The sequence below is a fragment of the Burkholderia sp. IO2 genome (assembly GCF_029522185.1).
Lineage (GTDB): Bacteria > Pseudomonadota > Gammaproteobacteria > Burkholderiales > Burkholderiaceae > Burkholderia > Burkholderia cenocepacia.
This window is the reverse complement of sequence record NZ_JAKWFH010000015.1, coordinates 46,198-63,019: the sequence shown is the minus strand read 5'-3', so window position 1 is coordinate 63,019 and position 16,822 is coordinate 46,198. Positions and strand designations below refer to the sequence as shown.

Annotated in this window: 13 protein-coding genes; 5 read left to right on the top strand and 8 right to left on the bottom strand. The window is 67.6% G+C overall.

Features of this window, described 5'->3' with window-relative positions:
• The first annotated feature begins 46 nt into the window (after positions 1-46).
• On the top strand, positions 47-1,369 hold the full coding sequence (locus MMB92_RS12145) for a galactosyl transferase GMA12/MNN10 domain protein (protein WP_077056652.1): 1,323 nt from the start codon (positions 47-49) through the stop codon (positions 1,367-1,369).
• Between the two features lie 87 nt (positions 1,370-1,456).
• Here MMB92_RS12145 and MMB92_RS12140 read toward each other — a convergent pair whose 3' ends face one another.
• The 6 genes from MMB92_RS12140 to MMB92_RS12115 form a co-directional block, all read right to left on the bottom strand.
• A complete protein-coding gene (locus tag MMB92_RS12140) occupies positions 1,457-3,571 on the bottom strand; it encodes a phospholipase C, phosphocholine-specific (protein WP_277562707.1) in 2,115 nt (704 codons plus the stop codon).
• Positions 3,572-3,613: 42 nt separating this feature from the next.
• A complete protein-coding gene (locus tag MMB92_RS12135) occupies positions 3,614-3,817 on the bottom strand; it encodes a hypothetical protein (protein WP_006483229.1) in 204 nt (67 codons plus the stop codon).
• A 331-nt stretch (positions 3,818-4,148) separates the two neighbouring features.
• Positions 4,149-6,143, bottom strand: coding sequence for an acetyl/propionyl/methylcrotonyl-CoA carboxylase subunit alpha (locus tag MMB92_RS12130; protein WP_277562706.1), 1,995 nt, complete (start codon positions 6,141-6,143; stop codon positions 4,149-4,151).
• A 36-nt stretch (positions 6,144-6,179) separates the two neighbouring features.
• Positions 6,180-6,965, bottom strand: coding sequence for an enoyl-CoA hydratase/isomerase family protein (locus MMB92_RS12125; protein ID WP_006483238.1), 786 nt, complete (start codon positions 6,963-6,965; stop codon positions 6,180-6,182).
• Positions 6,966-6,984: 19 nt separating this feature from the next.
• A complete protein-coding gene (locus MMB92_RS12120) occupies positions 6,985-8,592 on the bottom strand; it encodes a carboxyl transferase domain-containing protein (RefSeq protein ID WP_048987838.1) in 1,608 nt (535 codons plus the stop codon).
• Between the two features lie 31 nt (positions 8,593-8,623).
• Positions 8,624-9,805, bottom strand: a complete 1,182-nt coding sequence (locus MMB92_RS12115) for an isovaleryl-CoA dehydrogenase (protein WP_006480547.1) — start codon at positions 9,803-9,805, stop codon at positions 8,624-8,626.
• Positions 9,806-9,975: 170 nt separating this feature from the next.
• Here MMB92_RS12115 and MMB92_RS12110 point away from each other — a divergent pair, with 170 nt between their 5' ends.
• Positions 9,976-10,722 carry a TetR/AcrR family transcriptional regulator gene (locus MMB92_RS12110; RefSeq protein ID WP_006493419.1) on the top strand — a complete coding sequence of 249 codons (747 nt, stop codon included), beginning with the start codon at positions 9,976-9,978 and terminating at the stop codon, positions 10,720-10,722.
• 72 nt (positions 10,723-10,794) lie between these two features.
• On the opposite strand, the gene MMB92_RS12105 is transcribed toward MMB92_RS12110, so the two are convergent.
• Positions 10,795-11,283 (bottom strand): MarR family winged helix-turn-helix transcriptional regulator, encoded by a 489-nt coding sequence (locus MMB92_RS12105; protein ID WP_006483226.1) that lies wholly within the window; start codon positions 11,281-11,283, stop codon positions 10,795-10,797.
• A gap of 200 nt (positions 11,284-11,483) precedes the next feature.
• Here MMB92_RS12105 and MMB92_RS12100 point away from each other — a divergent pair, with 200 nt between their 5' ends.
• Entirely contained in the window at positions 11,484-12,563 is a 1,080-nt protein-coding gene (locus MMB92_RS12100) for an aromatic ring-hydroxylating dioxygenase subunit alpha (protein WP_034203294.1), read from the top strand.
• Positions 12,560-13,525 carry a PDR/VanB family oxidoreductase gene (locus MMB92_RS12095; protein ID WP_062910313.1) on the top strand — a complete coding sequence of 322 codons (966 nt, stop codon included), beginning with the start codon at positions 12,560-12,562 and terminating at the stop codon, positions 13,523-13,525. The genes MMB92_RS12100 and MMB92_RS12095 overlap by 4 nt, the downstream gene beginning before the upstream one ends.
• A 174-nt stretch (positions 13,526-13,699) precedes the next feature.
• Here MMB92_RS12095 and MMB92_RS12090 read toward each other — a convergent pair whose 3' ends face one another.
• Entirely contained in the window at positions 13,700-14,146 is a 447-nt protein-coding gene (locus MMB92_RS12090) for a hypothetical protein (RefSeq protein WP_034203292.1), read from the bottom strand.
• Positions 14,147-14,546: 400 nt separating this feature from the next.
• Between MMB92_RS12090 and MMB92_RS12085 the strand changes: the two genes are divergently transcribed.
• The gene (locus MMB92_RS12085) at positions 14,547-16,715 is read left to right on the top strand and encodes a TonB-dependent siderophore receptor (RefSeq protein WP_006495153.1); all 2,169 of its coding nucleotides are present in this window, start codon (positions 14,547-14,549) and stop codon (positions 16,713-16,715) included.
• Positions 16,716-16,822 lie beyond the last annotated feature (107 nt).

The following is a 16,822-nucleotide window of genomic DNA, read 5'->3' as shown; positions in this document are numbered from 1 at the left end:
GCACCGCGCGGATCGTGTGCATGCGTCCCGGCGTCCGGAGCGCACGATGATCGTCGTCAGTCATTTCAGCCAGCCCGCGCCCGCGAGTCTCGAGAATCACCGCTGGTACGCGCAGGTGCACGGCTATCGCCACGAGATCGTCGACGCCTGCGGCATGCCGCAGGCGCTGCCGTTGCGACCGCTGCATCGCTACGAATCGCTGCTTCACGTGCTGCGCGGCGCGCAACCCGGCGAACTCGTGCTGCTGCTCAGCGAAGACGCGGCGATCATCCAACCCGTCGCGCTCGATCGTCTGATGGCGGGGCGCGATACGCTGTTCGTCGACGCGTTCGCGTCGCCGCTGCCGCAAGTCGACGTGCAGATCTGGCGCAACACGCCGGACGTGCGGGCGATCGTGATGCGGCTCGTGCAGCGCTGCAAGCTCGGCAGCGAGCCGAGGCTGACGTCGGAAGCCGCGCTGTTCGCGGATCTCGATACGCACGGCTACATGACGCCGATCGACGGGCTGTACGCGGTCATGCCGTCCGGCCCCGACCTCGATCCGATGTGGAGCCGCGAACCGACGTTCGCGATCAGCATCGACGACACGCCGCGCGATCCCGAACGCAAAGGCGCGACGCCGCGCTTTCGCGACACGCTCGTCGCCTACGTCAATCGCTGCCGCGCCGCCGGCCGGCCGATGTTCTCGTTCGATCACGATGCGGCGGTCACGCCGGACGAACGCGCCGAGCGCACCACGTACCACCCCGGCCGCCCGATCGCGTTGATGATGCTGTACACGCCGAACATCGGCAGCTATGCACGCGTCGCCGAACGGAATTTCCGGCGCTACTGCGATGCGCACGGCTACACGCTCTACGTGCATCGCGACATTCCCGCCGAGATCGGGCTGAACGCGACCGGCAACTGGTTCAAGCCGTGGTTGCTGCACGCGTACCTGCAGCACCATGAATGGGTCGTGTGGCTCGATGCCGACGTGCTGATCGCGAACCAGCAGCAACCGCTGGAACCGCTGCTCGAAGGGCGCGACTGGCTGCTCGCGCAGGATATCGGCCAGTGGGCGTTCAATTCGGGCGTGATGGCGTTTCGCCGTACCGAACGCAACGACGCGATGCTGCGCGACCTGATGACGGCGATCGCCGCGCTGCACGACCGCTCGAGCGTCTATGCGAGCGACGGCGACCAGCTGCATTTCATTCGCGCGATGGAGCGCGACGGGCAGTTGCACGGCGAAGGCGTGGCCGATCTCGTGAGCCTCAACACACCCTGGCTGTTTCGCCGTGCGGACAGCTACGTCGTGCATTACTACGGCATGTGGTCCGCGATGCGGGCGCTGATGATGGCGCACGACGACGGGCTGCTGCCCTGACGCTTCCGCCGCGACATCATCGATTGGCAAACGCGACGGGCCGGCCGGTTACAACCGGCCGGCCCGTCGTCGCATCGGTTACCGTCGTCAGATCGCCGTGATCGTCGGCGCGACGGCCGCCGGGTCGGTGATGCTGGCCTTGCCGGTCTCGACGTGCCCCGCGATGCGGCGCGTCCAGCCGGCATTGCCGGCCACCGCGAACTGCAGGTCGTACCAGTGGCTGCTGCACGACAGGTCCCAGTGCGCTTCGATACGCTGCCCGGCCGGAACCGTCAGCGTGCGCGCCGCGCCGCCATACGCGACATCGGTCGCCGTGACCGTGAGCGGGCTCGTGCCCGCATTGGCGATCGTCACGTACACGTCGCCGTTCGCGGTGTCGTAGCACGGTGTGATTTCAGGCTTGGCCGCGGCATCCGCCGCCGCCGAACCCGCGAAGCGCCGGAAATAGCCGTTTGGCCCCCACACGCTCACCAGGTAGTTGCCGTTCGCATCGAGCGCCCACGTATCGGTCAGGTGCTTGCCCGCTTCGACCGTATAGCGGCGCGGCATCGCGGTGGGGTCGCCCGTATAGACCCAGAAGTGCGCGCCCTGCGTGCCGGTATTCGCGAACGTCAGCGCATACCCTTGTGCCTGGAGTTGGCCGGTGACATGCAACTCGTACGGCAGCGCGCGCGCCGGCCGCGTGCCCGGTTCCTGCGCGGTCACGACCTGCTGCGCGGTGCTGGCCGGCGCGGTCTGCGACGACGCACGCGAGCATTGCAGGTCGGCCTGCGCGACATATGCCTGCGTGTTCGGCAGGGTCGGCAGCGTCGCATCCGATTTCGAGAAGTCGAGCGCCGACGTCAGGTCGCCGCAGATCGCGCGGCGCCACGGCGAGATGTTGGTCTCCACCACGCCGAAGCGCTTCTCGATGAATTGCAGCACCGACGTGTGATCGAACACCTGCGAGCAGACGAAGCCGCCCTTCGACCACGGCGACACGACGAACATCGGCACGCGCGGACCGAGCCCGTACGGCAGATTGTCTGCCGAATAGGTGCCGGCTTGCGTGGCGGTCACGACGTTGTGCCGCTCGAGCGACACGTCCACGGTGCTCATGCCCGAGCCCGGCAGCGTCGGCGCCGACGGCGGCACGACGTGGTCGAAGAAGCCGTCGTTTTCGTCGTACATGATCAGCAGGACGGTCTTGCTCCACACGTCCGGGTTGGACGTCAGCGCATCGAGGATCGTCGACAGGTAGTACGCGCCATACAGCGGCGTGAACTTCGGATGCTCCGAATACGCGGCGGGCGGCAGCAGCCACGACACCTGCGGCAGCGCATTCGCCTGCACGTCGGCCTTCAGTTGCGTGATCGGACGCGTGCTCATCCCGCGCGTCTGCAGCGACGAACCGGCCGGCGCATTCACGAAGTTGTTGAAGCACGCCAGCATGTTCGTGCCGTAGTTGCCGGTGAAGTTGTCGAACCCGGTGCCCTGCTGATAGATCTGCCACGAGATGCCGGCTTTTTCGAGGCGTTCCGGGTAGGTCGTCCAGCTGAAGGGCGGCAACTGGATCTTGTCGAACTGGTTGTCGATGTAGTCGGTGTTGTCGAGCAGCGGGCCGCCGCCGGTGCCGAGCGGATCGACCATGCCCGTCATCAGGTACATGCGGTTCGGGTGCGTGTTGCCCGGAATCGAGCAGAAGTAGTTGTCGCACACCGTGAACGCATCCGCGAGCGCGTAATGGAACGGGATGTCGTCGCGAACGTGATAGCCCATCGTCATGTTCGACTTCTGCACGGCCCACTGATCCGCGCGACCGTTGTCGATCGCGCCGTGCGTCGTCGCCCACGTGTGCGGCAGGCCGCCGATGCATTGCGCGTTGACGCCCGGGTTGGTCGTGTCGTAGCGAAACGGTGCGATCACGCTCGACTTGTCTTCCTGGCGCGGCTGGAACCACACCGGCTTGCCGTTCGGCAGCGTGACCGGGAAGCGGTCGTTGTAGCCGCGCACGCCGCTCAGGTGGCCGAGGTAGTGGTCGAACGAGCGGTTCTCCTGCATGAACACAACGATGTGCTGCACGTCCTGGATCGTGCCCGTCACGGTGTTCGGCTCGATCGCCAGCGCCTTGCGGATCGATTCCGGCAGCAGTGCGGTGGCGGCGGTCGCGCCGGCGAGGCCGGCCGAGAACTTCAGAAAATCGCGTCGCGAATGAGTGGCCATGCTGGTTGCTCTTGATGGGTTTTCTGGTGGAAACGGCCGGTATCAGGAAGCGGGCGACGAAGCAGGCGCGGTGAAGCCCGGCGGGCAGCGCATCTGCGCGGTGGCGACCACGGCGCCGCCGCACGCGGCCTTCTGCTGCGCGACGGGCGCGGCGGGTGCGGTCAGGTCGTCGTTGCAGGCGCCGAGCAGCGCGGTCAGCGCGATCAGGCCGACGACTGCGAAAGGCCGTAGGGCCGACGTTCGCATAACGGTTCTCCGTGAGGATGATGACGTGACGCGGACGCGAACCCCGCGCCGGTCATATCGACGCCGAGATGCTATGTTCGACTTGTTACACGACGGTGTCGAGTGGCGGGAAGATCGAGGGGCGTGCCGCGCGCGGCACGAAGAGAGATGGCAGGAACGACGAAGACCGTAAGTCGTTCGAAAGATTTTCGTTGGCCACGCGTACTGCTTCGCGTGTGCTCGATACCGCAGCCGTGCTGCCGCGACGACGAACACACGGCGAATCGCGACGCGCTTTCTTGCGGGCCGGCCGCCGCTGCAACCGGCCCGCGTATGGCAGCAACGCTGCCGATCAGCCTTCCGCCATCATCAGCAACTGCGCGCCGTCCGCGACCTGGTCGCCGACGCCGTACAACACTTCCGCGACGACGCCCGCGCTCGGCGCGCCGATCGTGTGCTCCATCTTCATCGCTTCCATCACGATCAGCGGCGTGCCCGCTTCGACCTTCTGGCCCGGCTCGACCAGCACCGCGATCACCTTGCCGGGCATCGGCGCGGTCAGGCGGCCGCCGCCCTGCTCCGCGTCGCCCGCATGCGCGAGCAGGTTGCGCCATTCGAACGTTTCGGCCGCGCCCTGCGTGAACACATGGAACGTGTCGCCGTCCGCATACACGCGGCCGCTGCTGCGCACGTCGCCAAGCGTCACGTCGAAATCGAGCGGCGTGGCGCCGCGCGTCCACGCGAACGGTTGCGCGGCCGCGTCGCCGATCGCGATGCGCGCGCCGGCGCCGTCGTCCTCGTACGTGACCGTCACGTCCGCTTCGCGATCGATCGCATGCCACTCGAGCGTGCGGCGATAGCCGCCGTTCAGCCGCCAGTCCGGTAGCGCGGCCCACGGCGATGCGGCCGGCGCCGCAGCGCGTTCGCGTGCCAGCAGCGCCGCGCAAGCGAGCGCGAGCGTCGCGCGCGGCGGCTGTCGCGGCGCGAACAGCGCATCGTGGTTGCGCTCGATCAGGCCGGTGTCGAGATCGGCCGTCGCGAACGGCTCGCACGCGACGATCCGCTGCAGGAATGCCGCGTTCGTATGCAGGCCGACCACTTCGCACGCGCGCAGCGCACGCAGCATCAACCCCAGCGCTTCCGCGCGGTCCGCGCCGTGGACGATCAGCTTCGCGATCATCGGATCGTAGAACGGCGTGATCGCATCGCCTTCGCGCACGCCGCTGTCGACGCGCACCGCCGCGCCGATGTCGAACTCGACGCCGGCCGGCAGCCGCAGATGCTTCAGCGTACCCGTCGACGGCAGGAAGCCGCGCGCCGGATTCTCCGCGTAAAGGCGCGCCTCGAGCGCATGGCCCCGCACGCGCAGTTCCTCCTGCTTCAGCGGCAGCGGCTCGCCGGACGCGACGCGCAGTTGCCATTCGACGAGATCGAACCCCGTGACCATCTCGGTCACCGGATGCTCGACCTGCAGGCGCGTGTTCATTTCCATGAAGTAGAACGCATCGCCCGTCATGATGAATTCGACGGTGCCCGCGCCGACATAGCCGACCGCGCGCGCGGCCGCGACGGCCGCTTCGCCCATCGCCTGGCGCACGTCGTCGTGCAGACCGGGCGCCGGCGCTTCCTCGAGCACCTTCTGGTGACGGCGCTGCACAGAGCAGTCGCGATCGAACAGGTACACGGTATTGCCGAGCGTGTCGCCGAACACCTGCACTTCAACGTGGCGCGGGCGCGTCAGGTATTTCTCGATCAGCACACGATCGTTGCCGAAGCTGCTTGCCGCTTCGCGCTGGCACGATGCGAGCGCCGCGGGAAAGTCCTCGGAGCGCTCGACCACGCGCATCCCCTTGCCGCCACCGCCCGCGCTCGCCTTCAGCAGCACCGGGTAGCCGATCTCGTCGGCTTCGCGATGCAGGTTGGCCGCATCCTGGTCGTCGCCGTGATAGCCGGGCACGAGCGGCACGGCGGCCGCGTGCATCAGCGCCTTCGCGGCGGCCTTCGAGCCCATCGCCGCGATCGCGTCGACCGGCGGCCCGATGAACACGATGCCGGCCGCTTCGCATGCGTGCGCGAAATCCTCGTTCTCCGACAGAAAGCCGTAGCCGGGGTGAATCGCCTGCGCGCCGGTCGCACGCGCGGCGTCGATGATGCGCTCGATGCGCAGGTAGCTGTCTGCCGCGGCCGAACCGCCGATGTGCACGGCCTCGTCGCATGCGGCCACGTGTTTCGCGTTCGCATCCGCGTCGGAATAGACGGCGACGCTCGCGATCCCGAGACGTTTGCACGTCGCGGCGACGCGGCACGCGATTTCGCCGCGGTTGGCGATCAGAATCTTGTCGAACATGGCTTCGATGTCGTCCGGAAGGTTGAGGTCACGCGATCATTCACGCCACGACGGCGTACGCTTTTCGAGGAAGGACGCGATCCCTTCGCGCGCTTCCGCGCCGGCGCGGGTCTTCGCGATCCAGTCGGCGGTCTGCTCGATCAGCGTCGCATCGAGCGCGCGGCCGGCCACGTCGGCGACGAGCCGCTTGCACGCCTTCACCGCGTCGGGGCCGTTCGCGACCAGCGTCGCCGCCAGCTTCGCGACCGTTTCGTCGAGCGCGTCGGCCGGCACCGCGTCGTGAATGAAGCCGAGCGACGCCGCACGCGCGCTGTCGAACACTTCGGCCGTCGTGAAGTAGCGACGCGCCGCGCGCTCGCCCATCGCACGCACGACGTACGGCGCGATCGTCGCGGGAATCAGCCCGAGCCGCGCTTCCGACAGGCAGAACTTCACGCCGTCGGCGGCGATCGCGATGTCGGCCGCCGCGACGAGGCCCACGCCGCCCGCATACGCATCGCCATGCACGCGCGCGATCACCGGCTTGCCGCAGCGATGGATCGCTTCGAGCATCCGCGCGAGCTTGCGCGCATCGGCGCGGTTCTCGTCGTCCGAGTAACCGGCCATCTTCTTCATCCAGTTCAGGTCCGCGCCCGCGCAGAATGCCGCGCCTTCCGCGGCGAGCACGACCGCGCGCACGCCTTCGTGCGCGTCGAGCCATTCGAACGCGGTGGTCAGCTCGGCGATCGTCGTCTCGTTGAACGCATTGCGCACGTCGGGACGCGCGAGCGTGACGGTCGCCACGCGGCCGGCTTCGCTTACCTTGATCGTTTCGTATCGCATCGGTCAGTCCTCCCGGGCGTTACATGCGGAACACGCCGAAGCGCGTGTCGTCGATCGGCGCGTTCATGGACGCGGCGAGGCCGAGCCCGAGCACGTCGCGCGTCTGCGCGGGGTCGATCACGCCGTCGTCCCACAGCCGCGCGCTCGCGTAATATGGATGGCCCTGGCGTTCGTACTGGTCGCGGATCGGCTGCTTGAACGCTTCCTCTTCTTCCGGCGACCATGCGCCGCCCTTCGCCTCGATGCCGTCGCGGCGCACGGTCGCGAGCACCGACGCGGCCTGCTCGCCGCCCATCACGGAGATGCGCGCGTTCGGCCACATCCACAGGAAACGCGGGCCGAACGCGCGACCGCACATCCCGTAGTTGCCGGCGCCGAACGAGCCGCCGATGATCACCGTGAACTTCGGCACCTTCGCGTTCGACACGGCGGTCACCATCTTCGCGCCATGCCGCGCGATGCCTTCGTTCTCGTACTTGCGCCCGACCATGAAGCCCGTGATGTTCTGCAGGAACACGAGCGGAATCTTGCGCTGGCAGCACAGCTCGATGAAATGCGCGCCCTTCACGGCCGATTCGGAGAACAGGATGCCGTTGTTCGCGACGATCCCGACCGGATGGCCCCAGATGTGCGCGAAACCGGTGACGAGCGTCGTGCCGTAGCGCGCCTTGAATTCGTCGAACTCCGAATCGTCGACGATGCGCGCGATCACCTCGCGCACGTCGAACGGCTTGCGCGTATCGACCGGAATCACGCCGTACAGGCTCTTCGCGTCGTAACGCGGCGGCTTCGGCTCGCGCAGCGCGACCGGCGGCGCGATCTTCGGCGCGAGGTGACTGACGATGTTGCGCGCGATCGACAGCGCATGCGCGTCGTTCTGCGCGAGATGGTCGGCCACGCCCGACAGGCGCGTATGCACGTCGCCGCCGCCGAGATCCTCGGCGCTCACTTCCTCGCCGGTCGCGGCCTTCACGAGCGGCGGCCCGCCGAGGAAAATCGTGCCCTGGTCCTTCACGATGATCGATTCGTCGCTCATCGCCGGCACGTAGGCGCCGCCGGCCGTGCACGAGCCCATCACGACGGCGATCTGCGCGATCCCCGCGGCCGACATCGTCGCCTGGTTGAAGAAGATGCGCCCGAAGTGATCGCGATCGGGAAACACGTCGTCCTGGTTGGGCAGGTTCGCGCCGCCCGAATCGACGAGGTACACGCACGGCAGCCGGTTTTCCGCGGCGATCTCCTGCGCGCGCACGTGCTTCTTCACGGTGATCGGGTAGTAGGTGCCGCCCTTGACCGTCGCGTCGTTGCACACGATCACGCATTCGCGGCCGGCGATGCGGCCGATCCCGGTGATCACGCCCGCGCCCGGCGCGTCGTCGTTGTACATGCCGTTCGCGGCGAGCTGCGAGAACTCGAGGAACGGCGCACCCGGATCGAGCAGTTGCGCGATGCGGTCGCGCGGCAGCAGCTTGCCGCGCGACAGGTGCTTGTCGCGCGCGGCCTGGCCGCCGCCCTGCGCGAGCTGTTCGATCTTCGCGCGCAGGTCGGCGACGACCGCCTCGAGCGCGGCGGCATTCGCGCGGAAGTCTTCCGAACGCGGGTTCAGTTTCGATTCGATGATCGGCATCGACAAGGCTCCGTTCGCGTGACGTGGGGCGTTACATCGTTTCCGCGAACAGCTCGCGGCCGATCAGCATCCGGCGGATCTCGCTCGTGCCGGCGCCGATCTCGTACAGCTTCGCATCGCGCCACAGGCGGCCGACCGGATATTCGTTGATGTAGCCGTTGCCGCCGAGGATCTGGATCGCCTCGCCGGCCATCCACGTCGCCTTCTCGGCCGTGTAGAGGATCACGCCCGCGCAGTCCTTGCGCACCTGGCGAATGTGGTCGCTGCCCGCCGAGTCGAGGTGGCGGCCCACTGCATACAGGTATGCGCGGCACGCCTGGAACGTGGTGTACATGTCGGCGACCTTGCCCTGGATCAGCTGGAATTCGCCGATCGCCTGGCCGAACTGCTTGCGGTCGTGGATATACGGCACCACGGCGTCGAGGCACGCGGCCATGATGCCCGTCGGGCCGCCCGACAGCACCGCACGCTCGTAGTCGAGGCCGCTCATCAGCACCTTCACGCCGCCGTTGAGCTGGCCGAGGATGTTCTCTTCCGGCACTTCGACGTCCTGGAACACCAGCTCGCCCGTGTGCGAACCGCGCATGCCGAGCTTGTCGAGCTTCTGTGCGACCGAGAAGCCCTTCATCCCCTTCTCGACGATGAATGCGGTGATGCCGCGCGGGCCGGCTTCGATATCGGTCTTCGCGTAGACGACCAGCGTGTCGCAATCGGGGCCGTTGGTGATCCACATCTTCGTGCCGTTCAGCACGTAGCGGTCGCCGCGCTTGTCCGCCCGCAGCTTCATGCTGACGACGTCGGAGCCGGCGTTCGGCTCGCTCATCGCGAGCGCGCCGATGTGTTCGCCCGACACGAGCTTCGGCAGGTATTTCTGCTTCTGCGCTTCGGTGCCGTTGCGATGGATCTGGTTCACGCACAGGTTCGAATGCGCGCCGTACGACAGGCCGATCGACGCCGACGCGCGCGAGATCTCTTCCATCGCGACCATGTGCGCGGTGTAGCCCATGTTCGCGCCGCCGTATTCCTCGGAGACGGTCATGCCGAGCACGCCGAGATCGCCGAACTTCTTCCACAGATCCATCGGAAACTGGTCGGTGCGGTCGACCTCCGCCGCGCGCGGCGTGATTTCCTTCGCCGCAAACGTCGCGACGGCGTCGCGCAGCATCTCGATGTCTTCACCGAGCATGAATTGCACGCCGGGCAGGTTGATCATGTCTCCTCCGTCTCCAGAAAGTGTGTCGCACTCACCGATTTCTGAGTTTCGCTCAAATCGAATGAATACGCCGATTCATTGACCAATACAGCGGAAATTTTGCACAGTTTCGCGCTTCGACGGGCTCGGCGTCAATAGTTTTTTGAGTGATACTCAGATATGATGCGAGCATGACAGCCGCTCCCGCCGACACCATGACCGCCACCGCCAAAGCCGACCGCGCCGACGCGCCGCGCGCACCCGCCGGGCGCAAATCCCAACAGCGCGTGCAGGACATCCTGCGCGCCGGCCGTGACGTGTTCGCCGAAAAAGGTTACGAGCATGCGACGGCCGCCGAGATCGCGCAGCGCGTGGGGGTGTCGGAGGCGACGGTGTTCAGCTATTTCCGCGGCAAGCGCGAGCTGTGCGCGCGCGTGATCGCGGACTGGTACGACGAAATCATCGCCGCGTTCGAACACGGGATGCCACGGGAGGCATCGGTGCAGCAGCAGTTCGCGTTCATCGTGCGCACCCACCTGCGGCTGATGCTCGTGAACGGCACGGGGCTGTGCGCGCTGGTGCTGTCGGAAGGCCGCGCGAAACAGCACGCACTGAGCGACGAGCTCACCGCGCTGCAGCGCCGCTACACGGCGCCGCTGATGGACGTGCTCGCACGCGGCCAGGCGGCCGGGCAGGTTCGCGCGGATCTGCCGCTGAGCCTGTTGCGCTCGATGGTGTTCGGGCCGATGGAGCACGTGCTGTGGGATGCGATCCTCGGGCACCGCAAGCTCGATACGGAAACGACGGCCACGCAGCTGATCGACATGCTGTGGGCCGCCGTGCAGCCGCCAGCGCCGGAACAGGCGGCGCTCGTGCGCTTCAGGAACGAAGTGGCCGAAGCCGTGCGGCGGCTGGAAGGGCAAGCGTCACGCGGGTGACGCCGGTGGGCGGCACGCCCGCTGCCCCGCCGCGGCTTCTCTGCGGTCGGGCGGAGCACCGGTGCGTAGCCGCTACGAATCCTCGCTGACCCGCAGCGGCGCGCGGCTCTGCTCGTTGTTCAAATGCACGAACTTGCGTAGCAGGCGCATCAGTTCCTGCGAATCGTCGTCGCCCATCCCGTCGAACAGCCCGGCCCGCAACTCCGTCACCGACGGAATCAGGTGGGTGAGCAGCTCGACGCCGGCCGGCGTCAACAGCAGGCGCCGCTGACGCCGCGGCAGCACTTCGCGCACGATCAATCCCTTCGCTTCGAGCCGCACCGCGAGATCGGCCGTGGTCGACGTGTCGAGCGCCACCCGCTGCGCGAGCGTCACCTGATCGAGCCCCGGATTCTCGTACAGCATCCGCAGCACCGCGTACTGCACGGGCGTCACGTCCCGGCCCAGCTTCTCGTAGAACATCGCGACCGCGATCTGGTGCGCGCGCCGGATCAGGTGCCCGGGTTCGTCGTACAGGTCGATCGGGAAAGCCGGCAGGTCGGCGGGAGTCGTTTTTTCCATGAATGAGTCGATCACATAGGCGGTGCGCGCCGGTTGCGCGCGCCGTCGGCATGGCGCTGCCTCGCGCCATTCGCGGGAAAACCAGTATACCGCTCGCCTTGTTTCCGCCAATCTCAATGAGTACACTGAATCTCATTCAGTACACGGAATGAAGATCGGGCCGCATCCCCGGCGGCACCGTCCCGAAGGAGACAAGGAACATGTTTCTCAAGAACGCGTGGTACGTGGCGTGCACGCCTGACGAGATCGACGGCAAGCCGCTGGGCCGCAAGATCTGCAACGAATCGATGGTGCTTTACCGCGCGACGGATGGCCAGGTCGCCGCGCTCGAGGATTTCTGCCCGCACCGCGGCGCGCCGCTGTCGCTCGGCTTCGTGCGCGACGGCGTGCTCGTGTGCGGCTATCACGGGCTCGAAATGGGCTGCAACGGCAAGACGGCCGGCATGCCGGGCCAGCGGGTCGGCGGGTTTCCGTCGATTCGCAGCTTCCCGGCGGTCGAGCGGTACGGCTTCGTGTGGGTCTGGCCGGGCGATGCGTCCGAAGCCGATCCCGCCAAACTGCCGGCGCTGGCCTGGGCCGAGGATCCGGCCTGGGCGCACGGCGGCGGCCTGTATTACATCCGCTGCGACTACCGGCTGATGGTCGACAACCTGATGGACCTCACGCACGAGACCTATGTGCATGCGTCGAGCATCGGCCAGAAGGAAATCGACGAAGCGCCGCCGAAGACGACGAGCCACGGCGACGAAGTCGTCACGAGCCGCTTCATGGAGAACGTGATGCCGCCGCCGTTCTGGCGGATGGCGCTGCGCGGCAACGGGCTCGCCGACGACGTGCCGGTCGACCGCTGGCAGATCTGCCGCTTCACGCCGCCGAGCCACGTGATGATCGAAGTGGGCGTCGCGCATGCCGGCCACGGCGGCTACGATGCGCCGGCGGACAAGAAGGCGTCGTCGATCGTGGTCGACTTCATCACGCCCGAGACCGACACGTCGATCTGGTACTTCTGGGGGATGGCGCGCAACTTCCGGCCCGACGATCGCGCGCTGACCGCCGAGATCCGCGAAGGCCAGGGCAAGATCTTCGCGGAGGATCTCGAGATGCTCGAGCGACAGCAGCGCAATCTCGAGCAGTGGCCCGAACGCACGCTCCTCAAGCTCAACATCGACGCCGGCGGCGTGCTGTCGCGCAAGGTGATCGACCGGCTGCTCGCGGAAGAAAACGCGGCGCGCCCGCAGCGGCCCGTGATTCCGGTCGCGCACGCCCGGGAGGCGTCATGAGCGACGCGACATTGACGGTCCGGGTCGCCCGCAAGTGGCACGAAGCGCGCGACATCTGCGGCTTCGAACTGGTCAGCGATGACGGCTCGCCATTGCCGCGCTTCGACGCCGGCGCGCATATCGACGTGCATCTGCCGGGCGGGCTCGTGCGCCAGTACTCGCTGTGCAACCACCCGGAGCAGCGCGATCGCTATCAGATCGCGGTGCTGCGCGAGGCCGACGGCCGCGGCGGGTCGCGCGCGATTCACGACGAAGTCCGGCAAGGCGATACCGTGCGAATCGGCATGCCGCGCAATCAATTCCCGCTCGCGTCCGATGCGCCGCACCATCTGTTGCTCGCCGGCGGGATCGGCGTCACGCCAATTCTGAGCATGGCCGAACGGCTGTGCTCGGCCGGCATCCCGTTCGACATGCACTACTGCGCGCGTTCGGCCGATCGCATGGCCTTCGTCGAGCGGATCAACGCGGCCGGGTTTCGCGATCGCGTCCGCTTCCACGTCGACGACGGCGATCCCGCGCAACGCTTCGATCTCTCTACCGTGCTGGCGGGTGCGCCCGACGGCACGCATCTGTACGTATGCGGCCCGCGCGGCTTCATGGATGCGGTGCTGAACGCCGCACGCGAGCGCGGCTGGGGAGAAACGCGGCTGCACTACGAGTTCTTCGGCGGCGCGGTCGTGTCGTCCGGCGCCGATCGCGCATTCCAGGTGCGGATCGCGAGCAGCGGCAAGGTGATCGACGTGCCGGCCGAATGCACGGTGATCGCGGCGCTGGCGGCGCACGGCGTCGACGTGCTGACGTCGTGCGAGCAAGGCGTGTGCGGCACGTGCGTGACCCGCGTGCTCGAAGGCGAACCCGATCATCGCGACGCGTATCTGACCGACGACGAAAAAGCAGCCGGCGACCAGTTCATGCCGTGCTGCTCGCGATCGCGAACCGACCTGCTGGTACTCGATCTGTAGATCCGCGGGCGGGCCGCCCGGCACGCGGCGGCCAATCACCATACTGGAAACGATCGATGGCCCATCCTGCCCGGCCATCAATCAAAAGATCGCGCCCGGCGCGTGATCGAGCGGTTGCTGCTGCAGCCCGAGCAGGCTCGACCCTCGCACGCCGGCCCCCGCCCATCGCTCGACTCAATCGGCGAGCCGGCAATGCGACAGCTTCAGCCCCGGCAGCACCGGCGCATCGATATAGCCTTCGTTCACGCAACTGAAGCGGAACGCCGCCGACGTGACGAACGGCTTGATCTCGCCGCCGGGAAATTTCGGCTTCAACGCGTCCTGGTCGGCCACGTCGAAATGCGTGTCGAACTGCTCGCCGTCGGCCGTCAGCGCGCCGAAGTACGTGCCGCCCGGGTCGCCGCCCATCCGGATCACGGCGCCGACGAACGCGAGGCGCTTGCCGTCGTACTTCGTCTTCGCGGCGGCCATGTCCTGCGTATACGCCTCGATCACGGCGCCGTAGTGCGCGTCGATCGCGGGTTCGGCGGCCGAGGCCGCGCAAGCGGCCGGGTGGACGGCCGCCAGTAGCGTGCAGGCCGCGAGCGCGGCCGCCGCGAACGGCGCGGAAATCTTCTTCAAGGGTGGTCTCCCGTCTAGCGTGGTGGTTGAAGTCATCGAAGCCCGGCGCAACGCCGGTTGAATTCGCTTCCGTTGCTTTAATCGTTCGAATGGCGGTACACGGCTGCGATCACTTCATCGCCCGCACGCTCGCGCGCGGTGCGTGGCGTCGCGCGAAACGCGACGTGACAGGAAGATGACATGGTGCGGCCCCCGGCTCTCTCGTTGAATTTCACTGCGTCTGATTTTGGCCGCTACGGTAGCAGACGGCCGACGGGCCGGCAACCGAGCGCCGCACGTGGCCGGCCATCCCATTACAATTGCAAATGATTCTCATTACATATATCATGCGCACCCTGGTCGCCACGCAATGCCGCGGCCCGCAACACGATCCTTAGCATTCCTCTTCCTGCATCGATTCATGCCATCCCGTCGAACGCCCTGCCGCGCCCGGACCACACGTCCGTGGCGCACGCGCCTGCCTGCCCTGCTCACCCTGTGCGTCGCGAGCGGCGCGCATGCGGCCGGCGCCGAACCCGTTGCGCCCGCGCCCGACGCCGCGCCGGCCGCCGAACACGCGCTCCCGGCGATCAACGTCAGCGCGTCGGCCGCCGTCGATCCAACCGTCGGCTATCAGCCGCGCACGACGAGCATCGCGGGCGGCGACGACCGCGCGCTGAAGGAAATTCCGCAGTCGGTCGCGGTGGTCAGCAGCAGTGTGATGCAGGACCAGCAGGCGCGTTCGCTCGACGACGTGCTCGGCAACATCAGCGGCGTCACGCAGACGAACACGCTCGGCGGCACGCGCGACGCATTCATCAAGCGTGGCTTCGGCTCGAACAACGACGGCTCGGTGCTGGTCGACGGCGTGCGCACGCCGGTGCTGCACAGCTATCTCGCGACGATCGATCGCGTCGAAGTGCTGAAGGGCCCGGCTTCGCTGCTGTACGGCATGCAGGACCCGGGCGGCGTGATCAACCTCGTCACGCGCAAGCCGGAAGACACGTTCGGCGGCTCGATCTCCGCGTCGCGCACGAGCCACGGCGGCAGCAACGCGCAGTTCGATCTCACGGGGCCGCTCGGCCGCCCGGGCCAGGTCGCGGGCGGCACGCTCGCCTTCCGGCTGACCGGCGAATACGACACGAGCCGCTACTGGCGCAGCTTCGGCCGCGAACGCAACGCGTTGATCGCGCCCGCGCTGTCGTGGCACGACGCGAACACGTCGATCGACGTCAGCTATCAGTACGTCGACTACACGATGCCGTTCGACCGCGGCACCGTGCTCGTGAACGGCCGGCCGGACGATGCGCTGCGCTATCGCCGCTACGAGGAGGCGTGGTCGCAAAGCAGCGGCATCCAGGAAACGCTGCGTACCCGCATCGAGCACCGCTTCTCGGATGCATGGCGCGTGCGCGCCACTTACGGCTGGGGCCGGGACCGCTACGATCAATTCATCACCCGCGCCACCGCGTTCAACAGCAGGACCGGCGCGCTGACGCGCTCGTCGGATGCGAACCTCGGGCGCAACGATTCCGACCAGATCGCGACGCTCGGCCTGCTCGGCAACGTGACGCTCGCGGGCATGCAGCACGCGATCTACGTCGGCGGCGAATACGAGCGGCAGCGCAGCTTCCGCGGCGACACGATCCGCGGCAAGGCCACGACGGGCTTCAATCTCTACGATCCCGTGTACGGGCTGCTCGCGCCGGGCGGCGTGCCGAACCCGAAGCAGAGCGATTCGCGCTCGGTCGTGCATGCGTATTCGACGATCGTGCAGGACTCGGTGAAGATCACCGACCGCCTCACCGCGGTAGGCGGGCTGCGCTGGGAGAACTGGCAGCAGGAATCGGGGATGGGCCGGCCGTTCGTGTTCGCCGACCGCTCGCGCGGCAGCGTCTGGCTGCCGCAGTTCGGGCTTGCGTATGCGCTCACGCCGGCGCTCACCGCCTATGCGAACGTGAGCCGCTCGTTCAAGCCGAACGTCGCGTCGAACGTCGCGGCGCCGCTCGCGCCGGAATACGGCCGCGTGCTCGAGGCCGGGCTGAAGTTCAGCCTGAAGCCCGCGATCACGGGCACGCTCGCCGTGTACCAGATCGACAAGCGCAACGTCGCGGTCACGGTCGACGACATCACGTCGACGATCGGCACCGCCCGCTCGCGCGGGATCGAGCTCGACGTCGCCGGGCAGATCACGCGCCACCTGAGCGTGATCGGCAGCTACGCGTACACGAACGCGAACGATCGCGACAGCAACACGCCGCTCGTCAACGTCGCGCGCCACACGGGGAGCCTGTTCGCGGTGTACGACACGGCCATCGCGAACCTGCCCGGGCGCTGGCGCTTCGGCGGCGGCGCGCGTCTCGTCGGCGCCCGCTCCGGCGACACCGCGAACAGCTTCACGCTGCCCGGCTACGTGAGCGTCGACGCGTTCGCGGCGTACGAAACGACGATCGGCAAGTTCCCGACCCGCTTCCAGCTCAACGTGAAGAACCTGCTCGACAAGACCTACTATCCGTCGAGCAACAACAACCTGATCGTCGCGGTCGGCGAGCCGCGGCTCGTCACGCTGACGACGACGGTATCGTTCTGACGTCCGCGCGCGGCCGACGCCGGCGCAGCAGCCGTCGGTCGCGCAACGCCCGCCGCCTTCACGTCGCCGCGCAACGCGGCGGCGCCCGCCTCGCGGTCAATCATCGG

Excerpts from the sequence above, each read along its gene's own strand:
- MMB92_RS12145 (WP_077056652.1), top strand. The coding sequence starts at position 47 with ATGATCGTCGTCAGTCATTTCAGCCAGCCCGCGCCCGCGAGTCTCGAG.
- MMB92_RS12140 (WP_277562707.1), bottom strand. The coding sequence starts at position 3,571 with ATGGCCACTCATTCGCGACGCGATTTTCTGAAGTTCTCGGCCGGCCTC.
- MMB92_RS12135 (WP_006483229.1), bottom strand. The coding sequence starts at position 3,817 with ATGCGAACGTCGGCCCTACGGCCTTTCGCAGTCGTCGGCCTGATCGCG.
- MMB92_RS12130 (WP_277562706.1), bottom strand. The coding sequence starts at position 6,143 with ATGTTCGACAAGATTCTGATCGCCAACCGCGGCGAAATCGCGTGCCGC.
- MMB92_RS12125 (WP_006483238.1), bottom strand. The coding sequence starts at position 6,965 with ATGCGATACGAAACGATCAAGGTAAGCGAAGCCGGCCGCGTGGCGACC.
- MMB92_RS12120 (WP_048987838.1), bottom strand. The coding sequence starts at position 8,592 with ATGCCGATCATCGAATCGAAACTGAACCCGCGTTCGGAAGACTTCCGC.
- MMB92_RS12115 (WP_006480547.1), bottom strand. The coding sequence starts at position 9,805 with ATGATCAACCTGCCCGGCGTGCAATTCATGCTCGGTGAAGACATCGAG.
- MMB92_RS12110 (WP_006493419.1), top strand. The coding sequence starts at position 9,976 with ATGACAGCCGCTCCCGCCGACACCATGACCGCCACCGCCAAAGCCGAC.
- MMB92_RS12105 (WP_006483226.1), bottom strand. The coding sequence starts at position 11,283 with ATGGAAAAAACGACTCCCGCCGACCTGCCGGCTTTCCCGATCGACCTG.
- MMB92_RS12100 (WP_034203294.1), top strand. The coding sequence starts at position 11,484 with ATGTTTCTCAAGAACGCGTGGTACGTGGCGTGCACGCCTGACGAGATC.
- MMB92_RS12095 (WP_062910313.1), top strand. The coding sequence starts at position 12,560 with ATGAGCGACGCGACATTGACGGTCCGGGTCGCCCGCAAGTGGCACGAA.
- MMB92_RS12085 (WP_006495153.1), top strand. The coding sequence starts at position 14,547 with ATGCCATCCCGTCGAACGCCCTGCCGCGCCCGGACCACACGTCCGTGG.